General features: G+C 44.7%; 21 protein-coding genes. 3 read left to right on the top strand and 18 right to left on the bottom strand.

Features of this window, described 5'->3' with window-relative positions; translation table 11 throughout:
• Positions 1 to 31 precede the first annotated feature (31 nt).
• From Q0785_RS00325 to msrA, 5 genes are all read right to left on the bottom strand, one after another.
• On the bottom strand, positions 32 to 817 hold the full coding sequence (locus Q0785_RS00325) for an ABC transporter permease subunit (protein ID WP_298823661.1): 786 nt from the start codon (positions 815 to 817) through the stop codon (positions 32 to 34).
• Positions 814 to 1,695, bottom strand: coding sequence for an ABC transporter ATP-binding protein (locus Q0785_RS00320; protein WP_298823659.1), 882 nt, complete (start codon positions 1,693 to 1,695; stop codon positions 814 to 816). The genes Q0785_RS00325 and Q0785_RS00320 overlap by 4 nt, the downstream gene beginning before the upstream one ends.
• Entirely contained in the window at positions 1,692 to 1,886 is a 195-nt protein-coding gene (locus tag Q0785_RS00315) for a PLD nuclease N-terminal domain-containing protein (protein WP_298823657.1), read from the bottom strand. Before Q0785_RS00315 ends, Q0785_RS00320 begins: the two co-directional genes overlap by 4 nt.
• A gap of 130 nt (positions 1,887 to 2,016) precedes the next feature.
• On the bottom strand, positions 2,017 to 2,712 hold the full coding sequence (locus Q0785_RS00310; protein ID WP_298823655.1) for an MgtC/SapB family protein: 696 nt from the start codon (positions 2,710 to 2,712) through the stop codon (positions 2,017 to 2,019).
• A 56-nt stretch (positions 2,713 to 2,768) separates the two neighbouring features.
• The gene (gene msrA, locus Q0785_RS00305; protein WP_298823653.1) at positions 2,769 to 3,449 is read right to left on the bottom strand and encodes a peptide-methionine (S)-S-oxide reductase MsrA; all 681 of its coding nucleotides are present in this window, start codon (positions 3,447 to 3,449) and stop codon (positions 2,769 to 2,771) included.
• 157 nt (positions 3,450 to 3,606) lie between these two features.
• Between msrA and Q0785_RS00300 the strand changes: the two genes are divergently transcribed.
• Positions 3,607 to 4,191: a protein-L-isoaspartate(D-aspartate) O-methyltransferase gene (locus Q0785_RS00300; RefSeq protein WP_298823651.1), complete on the top strand. Its 585-nt coding sequence runs from the start codon at positions 3,607 to 3,609 to the stop codon at positions 4,189 to 4,191.
• Positions 4,192 to 4,260: 69 nt separating this feature from the next.
• Here Q0785_RS00300 and Q0785_RS00295 read toward each other — a convergent pair whose 3' ends face one another.
• Positions 4,261 to 4,770, bottom strand: a complete 510-nt coding sequence (locus Q0785_RS00295; RefSeq protein WP_298823649.1) for a DUF2243 domain-containing protein — start codon at positions 4,768 to 4,770, stop codon at positions 4,261 to 4,263.
• 306 nt (positions 4,771 to 5,076) lie between these two features.
• Between Q0785_RS00295 and Q0785_RS00290 the strand changes: the two genes are divergently transcribed.
• On the top strand, positions 5,077 to 5,772 hold the full coding sequence (locus Q0785_RS00290; RefSeq protein ID WP_298823648.1) for a Na-translocating system protein MpsC family protein: 696 nt from the start codon (positions 5,077 to 5,079) through the stop codon (positions 5,770 to 5,772).
• Positions 5,773 to 5,880: 108 nt separating this feature from the next.
• Here the strand turns inward: Q0785_RS00290 and Q0785_RS00285 are convergent, their stop codons facing one another.
• The 3 genes from Q0785_RS00285 to Q0785_RS00275 form a co-directional block, all read right to left on the bottom strand.
• Positions 5,881 to 6,075, bottom strand: a complete 195-nt coding sequence (locus Q0785_RS00285) for a hypothetical protein (protein WP_298823646.1) — start codon at positions 6,073 to 6,075, stop codon at positions 5,881 to 5,883.
• A gap of 272 nt (positions 6,076 to 6,347) precedes the next feature.
• Positions 6,348 to 7,571, bottom strand: a complete 1,224-nt coding sequence (locus Q0785_RS00280; RefSeq protein WP_298823644.1) for a MalY/PatB family protein — start codon at positions 7,569 to 7,571, stop codon at positions 6,348 to 6,350.
• A 682-nt stretch (positions 7,572 to 8,253) separates the two neighbouring features.
• The gene (locus tag Q0785_RS00275) at positions 8,254 to 10,362 is read right to left on the bottom strand and encodes a type IA DNA topoisomerase (protein ID WP_298823642.1); all 2,109 of its coding nucleotides are present in this window, start codon (positions 10,360 to 10,362) and stop codon (positions 8,254 to 8,256) included.
• Between the two features lie 139 nt (positions 10,363 to 10,501).
• On the opposite strand from Q0785_RS00275, the gene Q0785_RS00270 reads away from it, so the two are divergent.
• A complete protein-coding gene (locus Q0785_RS00270; protein WP_298823640.1) occupies positions 10,502 to 11,176 on the top strand; it encodes an NAD(P)H-binding protein in 675 nt (224 codons plus the stop codon).
• 308 nt (positions 11,177 to 11,484) lie between these two features.
• Here the strand turns inward: Q0785_RS00270 and Q0785_RS00265 are convergent, their stop codons facing one another.
• The 9 genes from Q0785_RS00265 to Q0785_RS00225 form a co-directional block, all read right to left on the bottom strand.
• A complete protein-coding gene (locus tag Q0785_RS00265) occupies positions 11,485 to 12,261 on the bottom strand; it encodes a sulfite exporter TauE/SafE family protein (RefSeq protein WP_298823638.1) in 777 nt (258 codons plus the stop codon).
• 58 nt (positions 12,262 to 12,319) lie between these two features.
• Positions 12,320 to 12,547: a sulfurtransferase TusA family protein gene (locus Q0785_RS00260; RefSeq protein WP_298823636.1), complete on the bottom strand. Its 228-nt coding sequence runs from the start codon at positions 12,545 to 12,547 to the stop codon at positions 12,320 to 12,322.
• Positions 12,548 to 12,748: 201 nt separating this feature from the next.
• Complete coding sequence (locus Q0785_RS00255; protein ID WP_298823634.1) at positions 12,749 to 13,876, bottom strand: MBL fold metallo-hydrolase; 1,128 nt, start codon at positions 13,874 to 13,876, stop codon at positions 12,749 to 12,751.
• 41 nt (positions 13,877 to 13,917) lie between these two features.
• Positions 13,918 to 14,475, bottom strand: coding sequence for a sulfurtransferase TusA family protein (locus tag Q0785_RS00250; protein WP_298823632.1), 558 nt, complete (start codon positions 14,473 to 14,475; stop codon positions 13,918 to 13,920).
• Positions 14,476 to 14,517: 42 nt separating this feature from the next.
• Positions 14,518 to 14,814 (bottom strand): rhodanese-like domain-containing protein, encoded by a 297-nt coding sequence (locus tag Q0785_RS00245; protein ID WP_298823631.1) that lies wholly within the window; start codon positions 14,812 to 14,814, stop codon positions 14,518 to 14,520.
• A 14-nt stretch (positions 14,815 to 14,828) separates the two neighbouring features.
• A complete protein-coding gene (locus tag Q0785_RS00240; protein WP_298823629.1) occupies positions 14,829 to 15,194 on the bottom strand; it encodes a rhodanese-like domain-containing protein in 366 nt (121 codons plus the stop codon).
• A gap of 31 nt (positions 15,195 to 15,225) precedes the next feature.
• The gene (locus Q0785_RS00235; RefSeq protein WP_191714935.1) at positions 15,226 to 15,708 is read right to left on the bottom strand and encodes a DsrE/DsrF/DrsH-like family protein; all 483 of its coding nucleotides are present in this window, start codon (positions 15,706 to 15,708) and stop codon (positions 15,226 to 15,228) included.
• Positions 15,709 to 15,849: 141 nt separating this feature from the next.
• Positions 15,850 to 16,110: a metal-sensitive transcriptional regulator gene (locus Q0785_RS00230; RefSeq protein WP_191714934.1), complete on the bottom strand. Its 261-nt coding sequence runs from the start codon at positions 16,108 to 16,110 to the stop codon at positions 15,850 to 15,852.
• A gap of 147 nt (positions 16,111 to 16,257) precedes the next feature.
• The gene (locus tag Q0785_RS00225; protein WP_298823621.1) at positions 16,258 to 16,641 is read right to left on the bottom strand and encodes a DUF302 domain-containing protein; all 384 of its coding nucleotides are present in this window, start codon (positions 16,639 to 16,641) and stop codon (positions 16,258 to 16,260) included.
• Positions 16,642 to 16,787: the final 146 nt, after the last annotated feature.

Raw genomic sequence — 16,787 nt, 5'->3', positions numbered from 1 at the left:
CTTGCGGCTTTTTATCCGATTCATTTCCCTATTAAACTTTGGTTTTAGCTTTGTTTTTCTGAGCTGTCCAGCTGCCGAAACCGAATAAAACCAAGATGATAACAACAGCAATTCCGACGGCTCCCCAGAGGCTGGAGATATCCGGGTTCCCTGTCAGCCAAGTTGCTGCATACTGAGGGATTTTGACAGGTGAGACAGACCAATTCGCTCCGAAAAGACCATCGGCTAATTGAAGAAGCACATATAGAGCAAATGCGGCAGCAGCGGCAAGTCCACCGTTAGGCAAAGCGGCACTTGCAGCTAAAACAATGGTGAGGATGAGCAATACCCAGAAGCTATAGAAGCCGATCATTTGAAGAAGCTTGATGATTTCCACCTCTCCGAAAAATAACAGTGTATAGTAATAGCCCGAAAAGAAACCGAGCCAAACGCTGGCCAAGGAAATGGCAGCCGCCACCACCCACTTACTTAAGAAATAAGCGGAAAAAGAGAGTGGGCGCACATACAATAGAGTTGCAGTTCCACTTTTCCGTTCCCCAGCTATGGTTGCCATATACGCAAGAATTAGCACAGCCATACCAATGGTTTGAAATTGTTGAAGGACCGCCATTAAAATTTGTTCCGGTGTTGGGGTCGGTATTTCAAAAACCGCACCTTCCGGCAAGCCGCCGGATGCTTTAAGTATTTGCGGAAGAAAGTAATTCACTGCAGGTTCTGTAATTCCCAAAAGGATAAAAATAGCAGGTATCCAGTAAATTTTATAATTCCGCGCATTTTCCCGCCACTCTTTTTGCATCAAAATTCCGAAATGCTTCATTTGCCAGCAACCACCTTTAAAAAGATTTCTTCCAATGAAGCCGTTTGAAACTCAACGCCTAGAACATCCTGTTTTTTAGAAGCCAAAACCTGAAGCACTTGAAGCATGGTTGGGCCGCTTTCCTGAACCGGAAGAAAGATGGTATTCTCTTTAACTTCAGAACCCCATGCCTGTCCTTCAGCAAACTCCAACGCTTGGGCATGGTTTTGAAGCCGGATTCGGATGCGTGGATTGGCATGCCGATTTCTGACTTCATTCAACGAACCTTGCTCAATCAGCCGCCCGTCTTTCATAAATAGCAATTGGTCCGTCATTTCTTCCGCGTCGTTTAAAATGTGGGTCGAATACAGGATTGTCGTATCCTGTTGCAGGGATTTCAACAAATCCATGATTTCGCGGCGTCCGGTAGGATCCAGAGCTGAAATCGGTTCATCCAAAAGAAGCAGTTTTGGCTGATGGACAATGGCCTGCGCAAGACCCAGACGCTGTTTCATCCCTCCTGAAAAAGTTCCGGTTTTTTTAGTCAAGGCAGTTCCGAGTCCTACAAATTCCAATGTGCGCGTTGCCTGTAATCTCGCTTTCTTTGTTTCAACGCCACTTAGTTTGGCAGCCATTTCTGTAAATTCAAGGGCTGTCAACCAAGGAAAGAATTGCGGATACTGAGGAAGAAAGCCGATTGTCAGCCCTTTGGCCATCGTGACTTTCCCACTTGTCGGAGACAGGAGATCAGCCAACATCGATAAAGTTGTCGTTTTTCCTGCTCCATTCGGACCAATCAAAGCCGTGGCCGTACCTTCTTCCAATACAAAAGAGAGTTCTTCAGCTGCATTTTCCTGTCCATAACGTTTTGTCAGTCTTTCTACTTCTACGATGTTCAATAATTTCTCCTCCCAATGACAAAGTATAGGATGGGTCCAATAATGTTAATAACAACAATAAGTATGCCCCACATCCATTTCGGACCGTTTGGATTTGGGTTTTTTATCAAGTCTACCAATGCAAAAATCATCAGAGCAAATTGGATGATAAGGATTGGCAACAATGCCAAAATCAAAGTTGTTTGATCCACTGGATGTCACCTCTTCTTTATATTTGTGAAAGATCGTTATAGTTCTATGTTCTCTGCCTTCGCCATCATTCCCTTTTTTGCGAAACGCAAAAAAAAACCGAAGACGGCGTTCGTTCGGTTTTTCTCCCTTTTACAAATTCACTTTTCTTACCCCTTTAATTTCTTGCAGCTTCTGGACTAATTTGATCTCCTTATCAACCTTACTTCCACTGATGATAAAATTATAGGTTGAAAAGCTTTTATCTCCGTAAGACACAGCATTCTCAATCTGAAAATCGGAGATGTCCATTTGCAATTCTTCAAACACAGCGACCAGCTCAGCAAACAAGACATCTCGATCCTCGGCCGTCACTGTCACAGATTTCTGCAGCCGCCTTTTAAAAAACTTGTTTTCAATCTGATACAATCCGTACAAAGTCAGTAAAACAATAGCAGTCGTCAAAAATGCAGTAAAATACATTCCTGCCCCGATAGCCAATCCCAAACCGGCAGCAACCCATACTGAAGCTGCTGTCGTCAGCCCTCTCACCGAGCCGCGATGAACGATGATTGTCCCCGCACCCAGAAAACCAATCCCACTGATGACGTAGGAAGGGATACGCGCTGGATCATAACGGATTGTGCTATTGTCACGGTTGATGAAGGAATCAAAACCGGTTATGGACAAAATCATCATAAGACAGGAACCTATTCCCACCAATAAATGAGTTCGGAGACCCGCCGGCTGTTTTTTTGCTTCTCTTTCAATGCCGATCAACCCACTGAAAAAAGCGGCTGCCAGCAACCGGGTGACAATCTCCACATAGTCTGTCGGAAGTAAATCCACAGTATCCCTCCTGGCTCTTCAAATTCAGCTGCAACAGAGCCTTCCTCCCCGTCTCTCTACCATTTCATCGTTGAAAAAAGATCGATCAAATAAGTCTTTTCGTTTTCCCCAATGCTCCACTGTCCTATTTCTTCCAGCACACCGGCTTTTGTACCGAAGCCTTTCACAAATCCATTTAACCGGGCAGCGAAAGTTGAGTCCGTAAGAAATGCCGGGTCCGGGTAAAGCTCAGCTGTCTGTTCCAATGCTTTAGGATAACGCTTCAAGTAGTATTTTTGATGACGTTCCTCGGCTAGAGTGAATTGGCTGTAAGATGAAATTTCCGTTTCGATCGGCTCCCCCAACTGCAGCTCCATTTCTTCTCTGATTATGCCAACCGTTTTCCGCTGCTGCTCTGTGTGGTAATGCAATAAAGAGATATACTGTCTCCCTTTATAATTATCACGATTCGGATAATGATTCTGCCAAAATCCCCTAAGCACCTCTGCATAACTGATCATCAATGGATCAAACTCAATTTGGACTGTTTCCGTATGATCGCCCATTCTGCGGTAAGTAGGAGACGGGAGCGTCCCGCCTGCAAAACCGACACGCGTTCGGACGACTCCAGGGATGCTCCCGAACCTCGCCTCCGGTCCCCAAAAGCAGCCCATCCCGAGTGTGGCGAGTTCCAGTGGCCGACCATTTTGATGGAGCCCTTCTTCGATTTTTCCAATGGCCATTTGCTGAAATCCCATCATAATCACCCCTTCTTTAAAGACATCGACCTCCGTAGCAATTACTATACAGTTCGCAATGATTTCCTTAAAATTAATGTAACAAGACTGCTCAGAAAATGCATGGCTCAGCTATTCAGTTTGATGCAGCTCCAATAAAAGAAAGCAGGTGAAAGTAATGAACAGTCAACGAAAAGAAATCATTTCCTATTTCAAACAGATGGACCGCAGCTTTTTTATGGACGCCAACAAAGACCTGGCCCCTTTCGACCAAGCCCTGCCTATCGGCTTTGAACAAACCATCTCTCAACCATCTTTGGTTCTCGAAATGACTCTGGCACTTGACCTTCAGCCAAAACAGAAAGTACTTGAACTGGGAACAGGATCAGGTTTTCAAACCGCTTTACTGGCAGCTTTTTCTGGAACTGTCTACACCATCGAGAGGATTGAGGAATTGCAGAAGCGCGCAAAAGAGCGGCTAGAGCAATTGGACTTCCAGAACATTCATTATAGATTGGGTGATGGCAGTGAAGGGTGGGAAGAACATGCTCCCTTCGACCGGATCATGGTCACCGCCGCGGCTTCCGAAGTGCCGAGAGAACTGCTCGAACAATTGAATGAGGGTGGAAAGATGGTTATTCCGGTCGGAAACTCCTTCAGTCAGGAACTCCGTTTGATTGAAAAGGATTCGGATGGCAGAACCCACACCACTCTTTTAAATGAAGTCCTATTCGTTCCTTTAAAAGGCAAATACGAAAGATAAAGCGGATGTTCCCCTTAGTGATGATAATTCTAGGCACACACCTTGATAAAAGACTGCAAAATTCGAGATTCATTCCCGATTGCCATTTGATTTCACTGGAGTGTTCGGGGTTTGCCATAGCAGAACTATTCCAGCCAAAAGCAAAATTACCGCTGTTATATTCCAAACAAGATCATACGGCAACAAATCCACACCATAACGGATTTGGTGAAGCTCTAATAATTTATGTTGAATGATGCCATCGTAAAGTTGAAAAGCTCCAGCACCAACCAGCACGCCGCCTGTCCATCGCTTGGGCCACCAGGCTTTTCGCCGCTGGAGATCAGCCAAAAGAAACAGGGAAGCTACGGTCGCAAACCAGCTGAAAGCATGGAAAATTCCATCTGAAACTAGGCCTGCATCTGTCGTGGACCGATCATAGAAATGGTGCCAGTGCAGCAACTGATGAAATACAGCTTCGTCGATAAACGCCACTAAACCGATACCAAATAAGAGTCCTGACCAGACGTTTCTTTTAGCATGGACTCTTCGGTTTTTCTCTTTTGTGTAGTCAACGGTTTTGACTGTAGATGAAGGCATGGAATCCTCCTTTCTTGGTCAAGCAAGCAGATAAAAGAAAAAAGCAGTGCAGCTTTTTCCAAATAATACCCTTTTTTTACCGGTACCAAACAAAGAAACGAATGAAAAACCTTATTCCTGATTCAAAAATCCTAAACTTTTTCACAAAATCGCTTGTTTCTTCCCAAATAAAGAAATAAGAAGTCAAAATCCCATTATCTTATTTCGATTTCTTTAAAAGCCTATGATAATCCCGTATAATGAAGCCAATTGAACAATAACAAACAGTCGGAATCTTACAGCCGCACAATAAAAGGAGAGCTAAACATGTCCAAAGAAAAAACACTGCACACTGAAGTCGGCAGCTATATTTCCACCTTATTGCGTGACCATTTTGGAAAAGGGCCTACATCAGTATTCGTGACAGTCAAACCTCCTTTTATTTCTATACACCTTCGGGGATTTTTGGCTCCAACTGAAAGGATTTTGCTGAAACAGCAGGAGCATCGAAGGGTGTTGGAGACGCGTGACCTATTGATGAACCAGTTGGCAGCGGATATAAAATTGGATTTATGGAAGATTGGAAATCTGGAAGTTGAAGAGGTATATGCAGACTGGAATTTAGACGATCAAACCGGGATGATATTGGCGATCATGGCGGATAAGTCTGGAGCAAAAGAAATTGCATGGGATTCAGCTATTCAGATTGAAAGCGTTCGTGAAGAAGTGAATGAAGCCAGCCGAAAAGCACAAAAAACACCTGAATCGACAGAGCTGTATTGGTTAAACAACCGGACACTATTGATTGAGCGGTCCGGAATTTTTGTTGAAATCGAAAAAGAGTTGATCCATGGCGGCTTTGTCGAGGAATTGAAATTAGTGAAGCGCCCTTTGGAGCGAAGATTATTATTGCAGACACGCATCGAAGCTATTCTTGAGCAACCTATTTCGGAAGTGTTCCTCGACTGGAACTTCATTTCGGATAAAGGGTATATTGTGTTGCTGCTGGAAAACGCCAAATAAGAAAAAGCCAGCTTTAGCTGGCTTCTGAAACCATGGAGAAACTACTTGTCCATGGTTTTTTTCAATTTGGCAACTTCCTGGAGCATTCAGCCTTCTATAAATTCCCTCTTAGCTGCTGATGGTCTGGGCTGTCTGGCAATAGGGACAAAACTCATAGGAATCCTCTTCCTCCAACTGCTCGATATAATCAACACGATCTGTAAATTCCCTTTTTTCCACAGGCGTTTCTACAAACCCGCACCGGTCTCCCGCAAATTGGCGTTGATGGATTTTCTTTTTCTTATGATCCACAAAGTAATACATGAAATTCGCTTCCTTTCTTTTTCAGAAATAGAAAAAGCCGAAAAGAACCGCCTCTCTTTCAAGGCAATCTTTTCGGCTTTTATGTCAGCTCTATCGTCTGAAATATTTAACCAAGATATAAAATTAGATGTGATATGGACAGTAGCCACAATTTTGAATGGAATTTTATACCAAGTCGGAAACGCTATTGTTTTCCAAGTCTTTTTATTATACTAAATTTCGCAGTAAAGGTAAAGTTACAGTAAATTCAATTGCCTGTAAAATCAGACAGCTTATTGTTCTTCCACTTTCCCCACATCCTTTTTATGGGAAATGTCTTCGAATTCCTTGGCTATTCGGTCTAAAGCTTCTTTAATGAGCGGCCGTGGAGAAGGCGTACAGATTCTTTGATAGAATTCTCCTTCTTCACCGAACATGCTGCCGTCTTCCAGCAGGACATTGGCTTTATTATAGATACGGTCGTGGATATCTTTTGCTGAAATATCGTAGCCGCTGAAATCCAGCCACATGATATATGTGCCTTCCGGAATGGCTACCTTCACTTCAGGCATTTTTTCAGCTAAGAATTCCTTTATATACACCATTGTGCCATCAACATAATCCTTTAACTGCTCAAGCCAATCCTCGCCTTCGTTATAAACGGCAATCAATGCAGCAATGGCAAATGGAGATGCTAATTGCATGCCCATTTCAGTGGCGAATTTAGTGCGCAGCTCTTCATCCAAAATGATGACATTGGTGCAATGCAATCCTGCAACATTGAAGGTTTTATTGATGGCTGTACAGGTAATGATATGGTCGTTTTGGTCGGCTACTTTAGCCATCGGAATAAATTCCTTTCCACGGCGCAGCAAATCTCCATGGATTTCATCAGCCACGATCAAAACATTATGTTCATGACAGATGGCAGCCATTTTTTTCAACTCTTCTTCATTGAAGAGTCTGCCTGTCGGGTTATGTGGATTACAAAGAATGAACATTGTCGTATGGTCATCCTTTGCCTTGGCTTCGAAATCCTCGAAATCGATGGAATAATATCCATCAGCCTCCTGTTTCAGTGCGTTGTTCACTACTTTCCGGCCGTTCCCTTCAATGACGGAAGTGAAAGGAGGATAAACTGGACGTTGAATGATGATACCATCTTCCAAATTCGTAAATGCCTTAACCGCTATATTCAATGCATGAACTGTACCTGGGCTATAGGTAATCTGCTCTTTTTCGACTTTCCAGCCATGCCGCTTCTGCATCCAGGACTGGATGGCCTCAAAGTATTCATCCGGAAAAACGGAATAGCCGTAAATCCGGTGATCCACTGTTTTATGCAAAGCCTCAACTAAGGGCTGAGGAACCGGCAAATCCATATCGGCGGTAAACAGCGGAATCGTGTCCTCATCGTATCTTTCAGTAAGACCGAATTGTTTGATCAGGTCCCCCCCATCCCATTTCATGGAGTAAGTGCCTCTTCTGTTGACGATTTCATCAAAATTATATTCCATGCGAAACTCCCTTTCCCGTGAATTGTTAGGTTAGGTCTTCTTTATTCATTATCAAAGAAAGACTGGAGCCATTGCAACCAATCAAGCTTTTGATTCTCAGCCCTTATATATTTCTATTAAACTGATTATTTCTATATAAGTGGAACTAATGATTTATTTTAGTCGATACTCCGCAAAACAGCTTCGCTTTCGGGCCCGCAGGATGCGGGTCATGCAGTTGGCGCGACAGGACGTCGCGGTGCCAACTGCCAAAGGCTCCCGCCCAATCCTCCTCGTCCGCTGCGAAAAACCGGTGCTCCTGCATCGCTGCGCTAGCTTCGTCGCAAATAAGGTAGGCAAATTCCTTTTGCCCGCCTTATTCCCTGCGGTGTATCGGTCGAATCGCTAAGCCGCAGGAGTCTTCGCTGTTTTGTTCCATATCTTTGAGAGTTCTCCAGCGCCGGTGCTGCTCAGGATGAGATGGGGCAGTAAGGTGAGTGTTCTTCTCGGCTTATCGCATGAATTAAGGTACGACAGAAGAATTTGGTCCACCTTGGCGACAGAGCTTACGGAGGAGCATTGCTCTCTTCTCTTCCATAACCGTCGAATTGACATATAAATGTTACTTCTTTAGTCCAACTTATATAGCTTTAAAATCAGCGCCCCTGCACCAGTTTCTTCAGAACATCCCTACTTAAAACCTTTAAAACTCCATCTTCAACTTGCCGTCTTCCAGCACCAGTTTTGCGTTGAATTTCTTGCCGTTCTTCGAAACGAAGCCTTTAATGACCGGCGTTTTCCCTTTTGTGCACAAGTATTCGATCTGTTTGGCCGTCAACCGCTTCTTCAGGAAGGTTGCCGGAAATGACTGCTTGCAGCCATTAGCGTGTTCGGTGCAATTGTAAGAGCCTCTCCTCGATACGATCATACCGGTCTTGCATCTCGGACAAGGAGCGATTTCATCCTTGGCGCTGGGCGTCGCCATCTGTGCCGGCAATCCGTTTTTCTGCATTTGCCCAGGTACTTCATCGAGCAGCTTTTGGATGAATTTGCCGATCGTCGCCAGAAACACCTCCGCCGAACCTTCGCCCTTGCCGATTTTCTTCAGATAGGTCTCCCATTTCGCAGTCATCGACGGGCTGGAAAGCAAGTTCCCTTCGATGGACTGGCACAGGATGCGTCCTTTATCCGTGATTGAAACAATGTTTTTAGTAACTGAAATGTATTGATGGCGTTTGATCGTCTCGATGATTCCGCTTCTTGTCGCTTCTGTTCCCAACCCTTCAACTTCTTTCAGGATCTCGGTATCTTCCACATCCTCGACAAACTTCCCGCAGGTCTTCATCATGGCGATCAACTGGCCTTCCGTATAAGGTTTTGGCGGTGTCGTCATACTTTCTTTTATGTCGACCTTGCTTTTCACCCGCTCCTGCTCCTGCAATTCCGGCAAAGATGGTTCCTGCTTTGTTTCCTTCGCGGGTGGAAATAGCTCTCTCCAGCCTTTTTCAAGCTCGGTTTTTCCAGTTGTGAAAAATGCCAGTCCTTTGACGTCCGTAGTCACCTTCGTTTCGGCGTAGCGGTAATCTTTATGGAACATCGCTAACGTTGTCCGTAAAACTTCTTCATAGAGATTTCGTTCGTCTCTTGCCAACCCTTCCAGTTTTCTTGCTGTCGGAATGGTTTTTGTTGGGATGATGGCATAATGCTCCTGGACTTTAGAACTGTCAACAAACCGCTTTTTCGGTGATTTGGAAGCAATCGGGAACGGTGCATCGATCAGCTGCTGATATTTTTCGGCTTGTCCTGCTAAATAGCTGAACTCACCCGGTGTAATATGCTGGGTATCCGTTCTTGGATAGCTGACCAGTTTCTTTTCATACAATCCCTGCATGACAGACAACACTTTAGCCGGACTGTATTTCCATTTCCGGTTCGCTGCAGCCTGCAAGGTCGAAAGAGAATGGAGCTGTGGCGGCGGTGTGCGTTTTTCGGTGGTTTTCACCTGAGTCACAATGCCTCCTTCTTTGGCAGTAATGGCATGTTTGGCCAAAAGCTCTTCCGCTTCTTTCCGCTCTTTTGCCCTGAGCTTCGCTTTCCCCTTGTAGCGCCCTTTTTCCACATCAAAAACACCTTCAATTTCATAAAAAGGCTCTGGTACAAACGCTTCAATTTCTTTTTCGCGCTGATAGATCAGGAACACGGTCGGTGTCTGCACACGTCCGATGGCAAAGACTTCGTGAATGCCTTTTTCCTGAAGCAAGAGGGAGTACAGCCGGGATCCGTTCATCCCGACGAGCCAATCACTGATTTGACGCGCTTTGGCTTCCTGATACAATAATAGGTCCTGCCGATTGTCCCGCAGTTCCTGAAAGCCTTTCCTCACTTCATCCGCTTCCAGTGAATTGATCCATAACCGCTGAATCTTCTTGTTTTTGGCACCTGTCTGGTAGTAGATGCTATAGAATATATTGGAGCCTTCCCGGTCAACGTCACAGGCGTTGATGACCGTATCGGTCTGGAAAATCAATTTTTTGATGATGCCAAATTGCTGTGCCTTGCCTCTTGCCACCTGAAACTGATAGGTATCCGGCAAAATCGGCAGCGCAGCCAGCGACCATTTTCCCCATTTCGGGTCATAGGCCTTCGGTTCTTTCAACTCCACAAGATGTCCGATCCCCCATGTGATATAGGCACCCTCCGGAAAAATCGCATCGGGTGCAAGTTCAATATAGCCATCGCGTTTCACGGACTTGAATGCTTCCGCATAAGCTTTTGCCTGGCTTGGTTTTTCAGCGACTATCACTGGTTTCATGCGCTTCTTCCTTTCCTATCGACCTTTCTCTTATTGTACCCCTTCAGCCAAAGAATCAAAGCAAAAAAGACAATTCCCTGTGTAGTGAGGTATAGTAAGTTCTAAGAGATAGATGACACAGAAAAAGGAGTCGTTCAAAATGAACAACAAAACCGCCTTACTGGCAGGTGCCAGCGGACTTGTCGGCAACGAATTGCTCCATATCCTCCTAGCAAGCCCCCATTACAAAGGGGTGAAAATCCTGGTACGCCGCCCACTCGACTTAGCACATGAAAAACTGGAACAGGTCATCACGGATTTCGACAAACTGGACGAATATGCTAAGCACTTCGATGTAGATGATGTCTATTGCTGTCTCGGCACCACCATCAAGAAAGCGGGATCACAGGAGGCATTCAAAAAAGTCGATTATGAGTATCCCTTAAAGATGGCTGAATTGGCAAAGTCGCAGCAGGCAAAGAACTTTCTTATCATTACCGCCTTGGGTGCTGATGCTGAGTCAAAAGTCTTTTACAGCCGTACCAAAGGACAGCTTCAGGTACGCTTGAAGAAAATAGGTTTGACCGCACTTCATATTTTCCAGCCCTCTTTACTGCTTGGCAATCGCCAGGAATTTCGATTGGGTGAAAAAGCAGCCACTGTCCTTAGCCCGGCCATCAGCAAATTGCTGAAGGGAAAAATGAAAAAGTATAAACCTGTCGAAGCAAGAGATGTGGCTCTCGCCATGTATGAAGTAGCTCAAATCGAACGCACCGGCAACTACACTTACCCATCAAACCGAATCGAAAAAATAAGCGCCCAAAGCGCTGACTGATAAAAAGGGCCCTTGGCCAAAACAACCTTCAGCAACCGGGAATTCAGGGAGGTTGCTGGAATTGATCCAAAACTAAGTAGCGGGTGCGAAGATGCCCCCTTTAAAGCACTTTTAAGACTAACTTTAAAACCATTCTTCTTTTCATATAAAATCCACAAGAATGCCTTATCTCAGGAAAACAGCTGGCATGCGCAAGCTATTTTCAGGGAAAACCATCATAAGAAAGCAAAAACCGCTGGAGAAAAATCAATCCTTTTTCTCCAGCGGTTTTATTTTGGGGACTTAAGGGACAGTCCTCATTTTATGCCTTACAAAATATCTGTCCAGATTTTAATCGCTGTAGCTAAAATCAGCAAAGCCAAAATCCATTGCAGGTATTTAGTATTCATTTTTTGTCCAAGCTTTGCCCCAAGCGGAGCTGCCAGTATACTTGCAACAATCATGACCGCTGCCGGCCCATACAGGATCTGATCGGTGACGATTTTGCCGACTGTCGCACCGATGGATGACAGAAATGTAATCGCAAGCGAAGTCGCGATCGTCATCCGAGTCGGAATTTTCAAGACGACCAACATAATCGGCACCAGGATAAAGGCACCGGCTGCTCCAACGATTCCGGCGGCAATACCGACAATGAATGCCAATCCTGCTGCCAGCCATTTATTGAAGGTCACCTGGTCGAGCGGGATATCATCGACGCCTTTTTTCGGCATGAACATCATGACAACCGCAATGGTCGCCAATACCGCGTAGACAATATTGATGGCTTGCTCAGACAGCAAAGTCGAACCATAGCCGCCGATGAAACTGCCCACTAAAATGGCGCCGCCCATATAAGCGATTAGGGTTTTATTCAAATAGCCGCTGCCCCGGTATGCCCAAACACCGGCGATGGTCGCGAAAAAGACCTGGATGGCGCTGATGCCCGATACTTCATGGGCGCTGAATGCCGTGTAACCAAGCATCACCGGTATGTAGAGCAGCATCGGATATTTGATGATCGAACCACCGATTCCCACCATTCCTGAAACAAAGGAACCTACAAAGCCGATGATGAAAATGACAATGATAAAGTCAATACTCATTTTTTTCACCTTTCTAAAAGGGAAAAGGGCATCATCGCGATGCCCTTCCATCCAGCTCTTAGCCTTTCTTGATCCAGAATGAAAAGACATCGCCATTTTCCTGCGAATCCAGCAACTCATGGCCGCCGGATTTTGCCCATGCAACTAAATCTGCTTTCGCACCCTTGTCTGTAGCCAGGATCTCAAGAACCTGTCCACTTTCCATTTCCTTCATTTCTTTTCTAGTTTTTACGATCGGCATTGGGCATGCCAAGCCTTTTGCGTCCAATACTTTATCTGCGTTCATCAAAATCTCTCCTTTTGGGTTTTAATTAATATGAATTAATAACCGATATTACACAAAACAGCTTCGCTTTCCTGGGGGCTTGCACTGAGCTAACTCGGCACTTCGCTTGGACCCCTGGGAGTCTCATTGTTTTACTCCATATCTAAGCTATTTTTCAACTCTAAAGCGTCTCTTAATATTTTCATTTGGGAAAATCCTTACCTACCGAACCGCACAACGGTTTGGTCCGATTTCCATTTCACGCTGAACTTCTTCATCAGGCGTAATCTTGCCCATATTCGTTTTGCGGATATCCTGATAAGCGTTCGGCTGCGGCGGCAGGTTTTTTGTGACCATATCACGGAATTCCTGCTCATCTGCAATATTCAGGCCGTGATTTTCTTTGAACAAATCACCCAATTTTTTAGCGACACTGCCATCTTCGTTCAACTCTTCCATGATCATGAAATGAGCCGGCAGGACTATAAGCTCATTGGCTAATTCCTTGTAACGCGTGTACAGGGATTCTCTTAAATCGCCTACCCAGTCATCAGCCAAGCCGGCAAGATCCGGCCGTCCGATAGAATCGATGAACAGAATATCGCCTGTCATCAAATATTTATGGTCTACGATGAATGAGGTAGAGCCAATTGTGTGTCCGGGTGAATAAAGAGCTTCAATGTCGATTTTCGAGTTGCCGATCGCCACTTCCAAGCCGTTTTCCAAAGCCGTATAGCCAAAAACCACTTCTTCCGCGTCAGCCGTCGGCAAGTAATAAGTTGCGCCTGTTGCTTCTGCAATTGCACGGCCCCCTGAAATATGGTCAGCGTGCAAATGCGTATCGAATACATGATTGATGGTTGCGCCTTTTTCCTGCGCGAAGTCCAAGAAGATATCTGCCATGCGGGTTGCATCAATAACAGCGGCTTCCCCTTCAGAGATGGCCATGTACGACAGGCATCCCTTGCCGAGACGAACAAATTGATACAATTCGCCGCCGCCTTGCAATTCACCGACTTTCACTGGTTCCAGGTGCTCACTCCAAGCTTTCATACCGCCTTCAAGATACGCCACGTCAACGCCTTCTTCTGACAGCATTTCCGCCACCATTACGGAAGAGCCTTCTTTTGCACAGACGACCAGGATATCTCTGTCTGTCGGCAGTTCTGAAACCACTTCTTCGACCCCGTCCAATAAATCGAAATAAGGTGTATTTATATACTGGATGTTGCCGCCTTCGATTTTCCAGTCAGCGAATGCATCGCCGTTGCGGACATCCAGGATGAACAATGGTTGATTGTTCACTACTTTCTTTGCTACGTCACTTGCTTTCATCGCTTTTACAGTCATACTCAAATTACCTCCAGGGGTATATATTTTTCTAAATTTTTTTACTCTGTCTTCCCAGTCCAGTTGCTCATGCCAGGTACTACATTGTATAAAGTGCCGAAACCATTTTTGGCCATCATATCTCCTGCAATGCCGCTTCTTCTTCCCGAATGGCAAATGATATAAATTGCATCTTCTTTCGCTAATTCATCCATTCGTACTTCGACTTCGCTTAGAGGGATGTGGATTGCTCCCGGAATATGGGCTTCTTCAAATTCATCTTTTTCACGGACATCCAGAATCGTCATGTACTCATCAGCTGCCACCTTTTGAGTGAAATCAACCAGTGAAATTTCTGGAATGGTGATGGTTTCTTCAGGAGCTCCAGCTCCATCTTTGCGAAGGAAATGATGTAAAACGTCCCCTTCAGTTTCAGTGCCGATATATTGATGTCCCGAACTCTTCGCCCATGCTTGCAGATCAGCTGTAGAACCTTTATCTGTTGCAAGGATTTCCAATACTTTTCCTGAATCCATCGTCTTCATCATCTTTTTAGTTTTTACGATTGGCATCGGGCATGCCAGCCCTTTTGCATCTAATGTTAAGTCAGTTTGTACCATTTAAATTCCTCCTTGGAAATTTTCCTGTTCTTCAGCAGGCGTTTAGTTTGTTTCTCCATTCCAATCCAGCATTCCGCCATCCATATTGGTCACTTTATACCCATGGTTTTCAAGGAAGTTGGTGGCTTGGCCGCTGCGTCCGCCTGAACGGCAAACCATGATATATTCTTTTGATTTATCGAGTTCACTCATCCGGAATTCCAGTAATCCCAAAGGAATATTGAGGGCTCCTGGAATTTTCCCGGCCGCAACTTCATTGGTTTCCCGAACATCGATCAAATTGATTGCTTGTTTGCTTTCCACTAATTCCTGAACTTGCTGAGTTGTCATTGTTTTCATTACAGATTTCTCCTTTAGCCGCGGTAGCTGCTCATACCGCCTCTGATATTTGTGATGGTGGTGAATCCATTTTTCTTCAATAATTGGCTGGCTCTGCTGCTGCGCATGCCGCTTTGGCAAATGACCAGCACTTCTTTTTCTTTTGACAGTTCTTTCATACGCTTCGGCAACTCATTTAAGGGGATGTTCTTAAAGCCCTTAATGTGGTTCCCTTTGAACTCTCCCGGCGTCCGGACATCGATATACTGCTTATCTTTCTTGCCGAGCTGCGTTTTCATTTCTTCTGTAGAAATCGATTCGATTCCTTTAGCCGGTGAAGTGAACCGATAAGCTATCCAAAGAGCTGCCGCTCCAATCAGAACCCATAGTATCCATTCCATGCTGCATCTTTCCCTTCTGCTGTATATGCGATTAGATGAATAGGTTGACGTTGCCGTCTTCGGCATCTCCAAGATAAGCTGCGACTCCTGCATATTCGACTCCGTCCAACAGTTCTTCTTTCTGCAAACCAAGAAGGTCCATCGTCATCGTACAAGCGATCATTTTTACGTCCTGTTCTTCTGCCATTTCAATTAATTGGGGCAAGGTCAGTGCATTGTGCTTTTTCATGACTTGCTTGATCATCTTAGGTCCCATACCGCCGAACTGCATATTCGATAAACCAAGTTTATCTGCACCTCTTGGCATCATTTTCGCAAACATCGTTTCTAAGCGTCCTTTTTTCAACGCTGGCGGATTTTCTTTCCGTAATGCATTCAATCCCCAAAATGTATGGAAGATTGTCACTTCATGATCGTATGCCGCAGCACCGTTGGCGATAATGTAAGCTGCCATCGCCTTATCGTAATCCCCGCTGAATAATACGATCGTCGTTTTCTTTTGCTCTTGTGCCATTTTATTGCCTCCATTTTTAATTACCCGTGGGGGTATATTTTATTTCGAAAAAAAATGACGTTTTATAGTGGCGCCGCACTTCTTTCATACCCTATAGGGTATATTAAAGCATGTCTTTCTGAAAGTCAAACAAAACTTTTTTTATCTGCTTTTCACTAGCAAGTCGACAGCTTCTTTTACCATGCCTTCAGTGCTTTCGCCTTTTTCGATGCTTTCGCGTACACAGGTCTCCAGGTTATCGCTGACGATCACACCAATGGCGCGATCAACTGCGCTTCTTACCGCGGACAGCTGCATGACGACATCTCTGCATTCTCCATCATTTTCAACCATTTTGATGACACCGCGAAGCTGGCCTTCTATTCTTTTCAATCGATTCTCAACAAGTTTGTCGTATTTCATCTTAACTATGCCTCCCATAAATAATATAAGGATGTTTAACTAATCCTTATACTATACCCCTAAGGGTATTAAGTCAACCTATTGGCTCGCAATAAAATCGATCTAAGAAACATGGCAAAAGCAACTGTCCGCAGAGCGCGCAGCAAGTTACGCAGATTGATCGATGCACTTGATCAATCTCTCTTCAATATCTTCAGCAATCGATTTGATGTTCTCGTCTTCCACCATGCTGATTAAGGCAGTGGGCTTCGGCATGCCGATTTTCACGCTATCACTATCCTTATAGACGACGATTTTACATGGCAGGAAATAGCCGATCATCAAGTTTTCCGATAAGACGCGGTTCGCTTCTTTCGGGTTGCAGACTTCCAAAATAGTGTAGGGGGTATCAAAGTCTTCTCCTTTTTCCTGCAGCTTTGCAGTTAAGTCAAAATTCCATAAGACACCGAATTTCTCTTCCTTTAAATTCTCTTCCAGTGCTTGCACTGCTTCACTCACCGTTTTAGATGTATCTACTGTGTAATTAAACATATTCATGTTCCTCCTCTTATTTTTGGTCTTATAAGTACCCTACCCGGTATATATCGATGTAAACACGCTAGAATAAAGCGCCTTAACCAAAAAACCTTCATCCTCTAGTGATCGGATGAAGGTTTTTGAAGACATTCAGTTTTCCG

The organism is uncultured Planococcus sp., from assembly GCF_947501725.1.
GTDB classification, from domain to species: domain Bacteria; phylum Bacillota; class Bacilli; order Bacillales_A; family Planococcaceae; genus Planococcus; species Planococcus donghaensis_C.
This window is presented reverse-complemented; position numbering and strand designations above follow the sequence as displayed.

Coding starts and splice junctions, on each gene's coding strand:
- Q0785_RS00270 (WP_298823640.1), top strand. CDS start 10,502: ATGAACAACAAAACCGCCTTACTGGCAGGTGCCAGCGGACTTGTCGGC.
- Q0785_RS00280 (WP_298823644.1), bottom strand. CDS start 7,571: ATGGAATATAATTTTGATGAAATCGTCAACAGAAGAGGCACTTACTCC.
- Q0785_RS00235 (WP_191714935.1), bottom strand. CDS start 15,708: ATGGCACAAGAGCAAAAGAAAACGACGATCGTATTATTCAGCGGGGAT.
- Q0785_RS00245 (WP_298823631.1), bottom strand. CDS start 14,814: ATGAAAACAATGACAACTCAGCAAGTTCAGGAATTAGTGGAAAGCAAA.
- Q0785_RS00275 (WP_298823642.1), bottom strand. CDS start 10,362: ATGAAACCAGTGATAGTCGCTGAAAAACCAAGCCAGGCAAAAGCTTAT.
- Q0785_RS00325 (WP_298823661.1), bottom strand. CDS start 817: ATGAAGCATTTCGGAATTTTGATGCAAAAAGAGTGGCGGGAAAATGCG.
- Q0785_RS00240 (WP_298823629.1), bottom strand. CDS start 15,194: ATGGAATGGATACTATGGGTTCTGATTGGAGCGGCAGCTCTTTGGATA.
- Q0785_RS00250 (WP_298823632.1), bottom strand. CDS start 14,475: ATGGTACAAACTGACTTAACATTAGATGCAAAAGGGCTGGCATGCCCG.
- Q0785_RS00230 (WP_191714934.1), bottom strand. CDS start 16,110: ATGAAATACGACAAACTTGTTGAGAATCGATTGAAAAGAATAGAAGGC.
- Q0785_RS00225 (WP_298823621.1), bottom strand. CDS start 16,641: ATGTTTAATTACACAGTAGATACATCTAAAACGGTGAGTGAAGCAGTG.
- Q0785_RS00290 (WP_298823648.1), top strand. CDS start 5,077: ATGTCCAAAGAAAAAACACTGCACACTGAAGTCGGCAGCTATATTTCC.
- msrA (WP_298823653.1), bottom strand. CDS start 3,449: ATGGGATTTCAGCAAATGGCCATTGGAAAAATCGAAGAAGGGCTCCAT.
- Q0785_RS00295 (WP_298823649.1), bottom strand. CDS start 4,770: ATGCCTTCATCTACAGTCAAAACCGTTGACTACACAAAAGAGAAAAAC.
- Q0785_RS00255 (WP_298823634.1), bottom strand. CDS start 13,876: ATGACTGTAAAAGCGATGAAAGCAAGTGACGTAGCAAAGAAAGTAGTG.
- Q0785_RS00300 (WP_298823651.1), top strand. CDS start 3,607: ATGAACAGTCAACGAAAAGAAATCATTTCCTATTTCAAACAGATGGAC.
- Q0785_RS00285 (WP_298823646.1), bottom strand. CDS start 6,075: ATGTATTACTTTGTGGATCATAAGAAAAAGAAAATCCATCAACGCCAA.
- Q0785_RS00260 (WP_298823636.1), bottom strand. CDS start 12,547: ATGAACGCAGATAAAGTATTGGACGCAAAAGGCTTGGCATGCCCAATG.
- Q0785_RS00265 (WP_298823638.1), bottom strand. CDS start 12,261: ATGAGTATTGACTTTATCATTGTCATTTTCATCATCGGCTTTGTAGGT.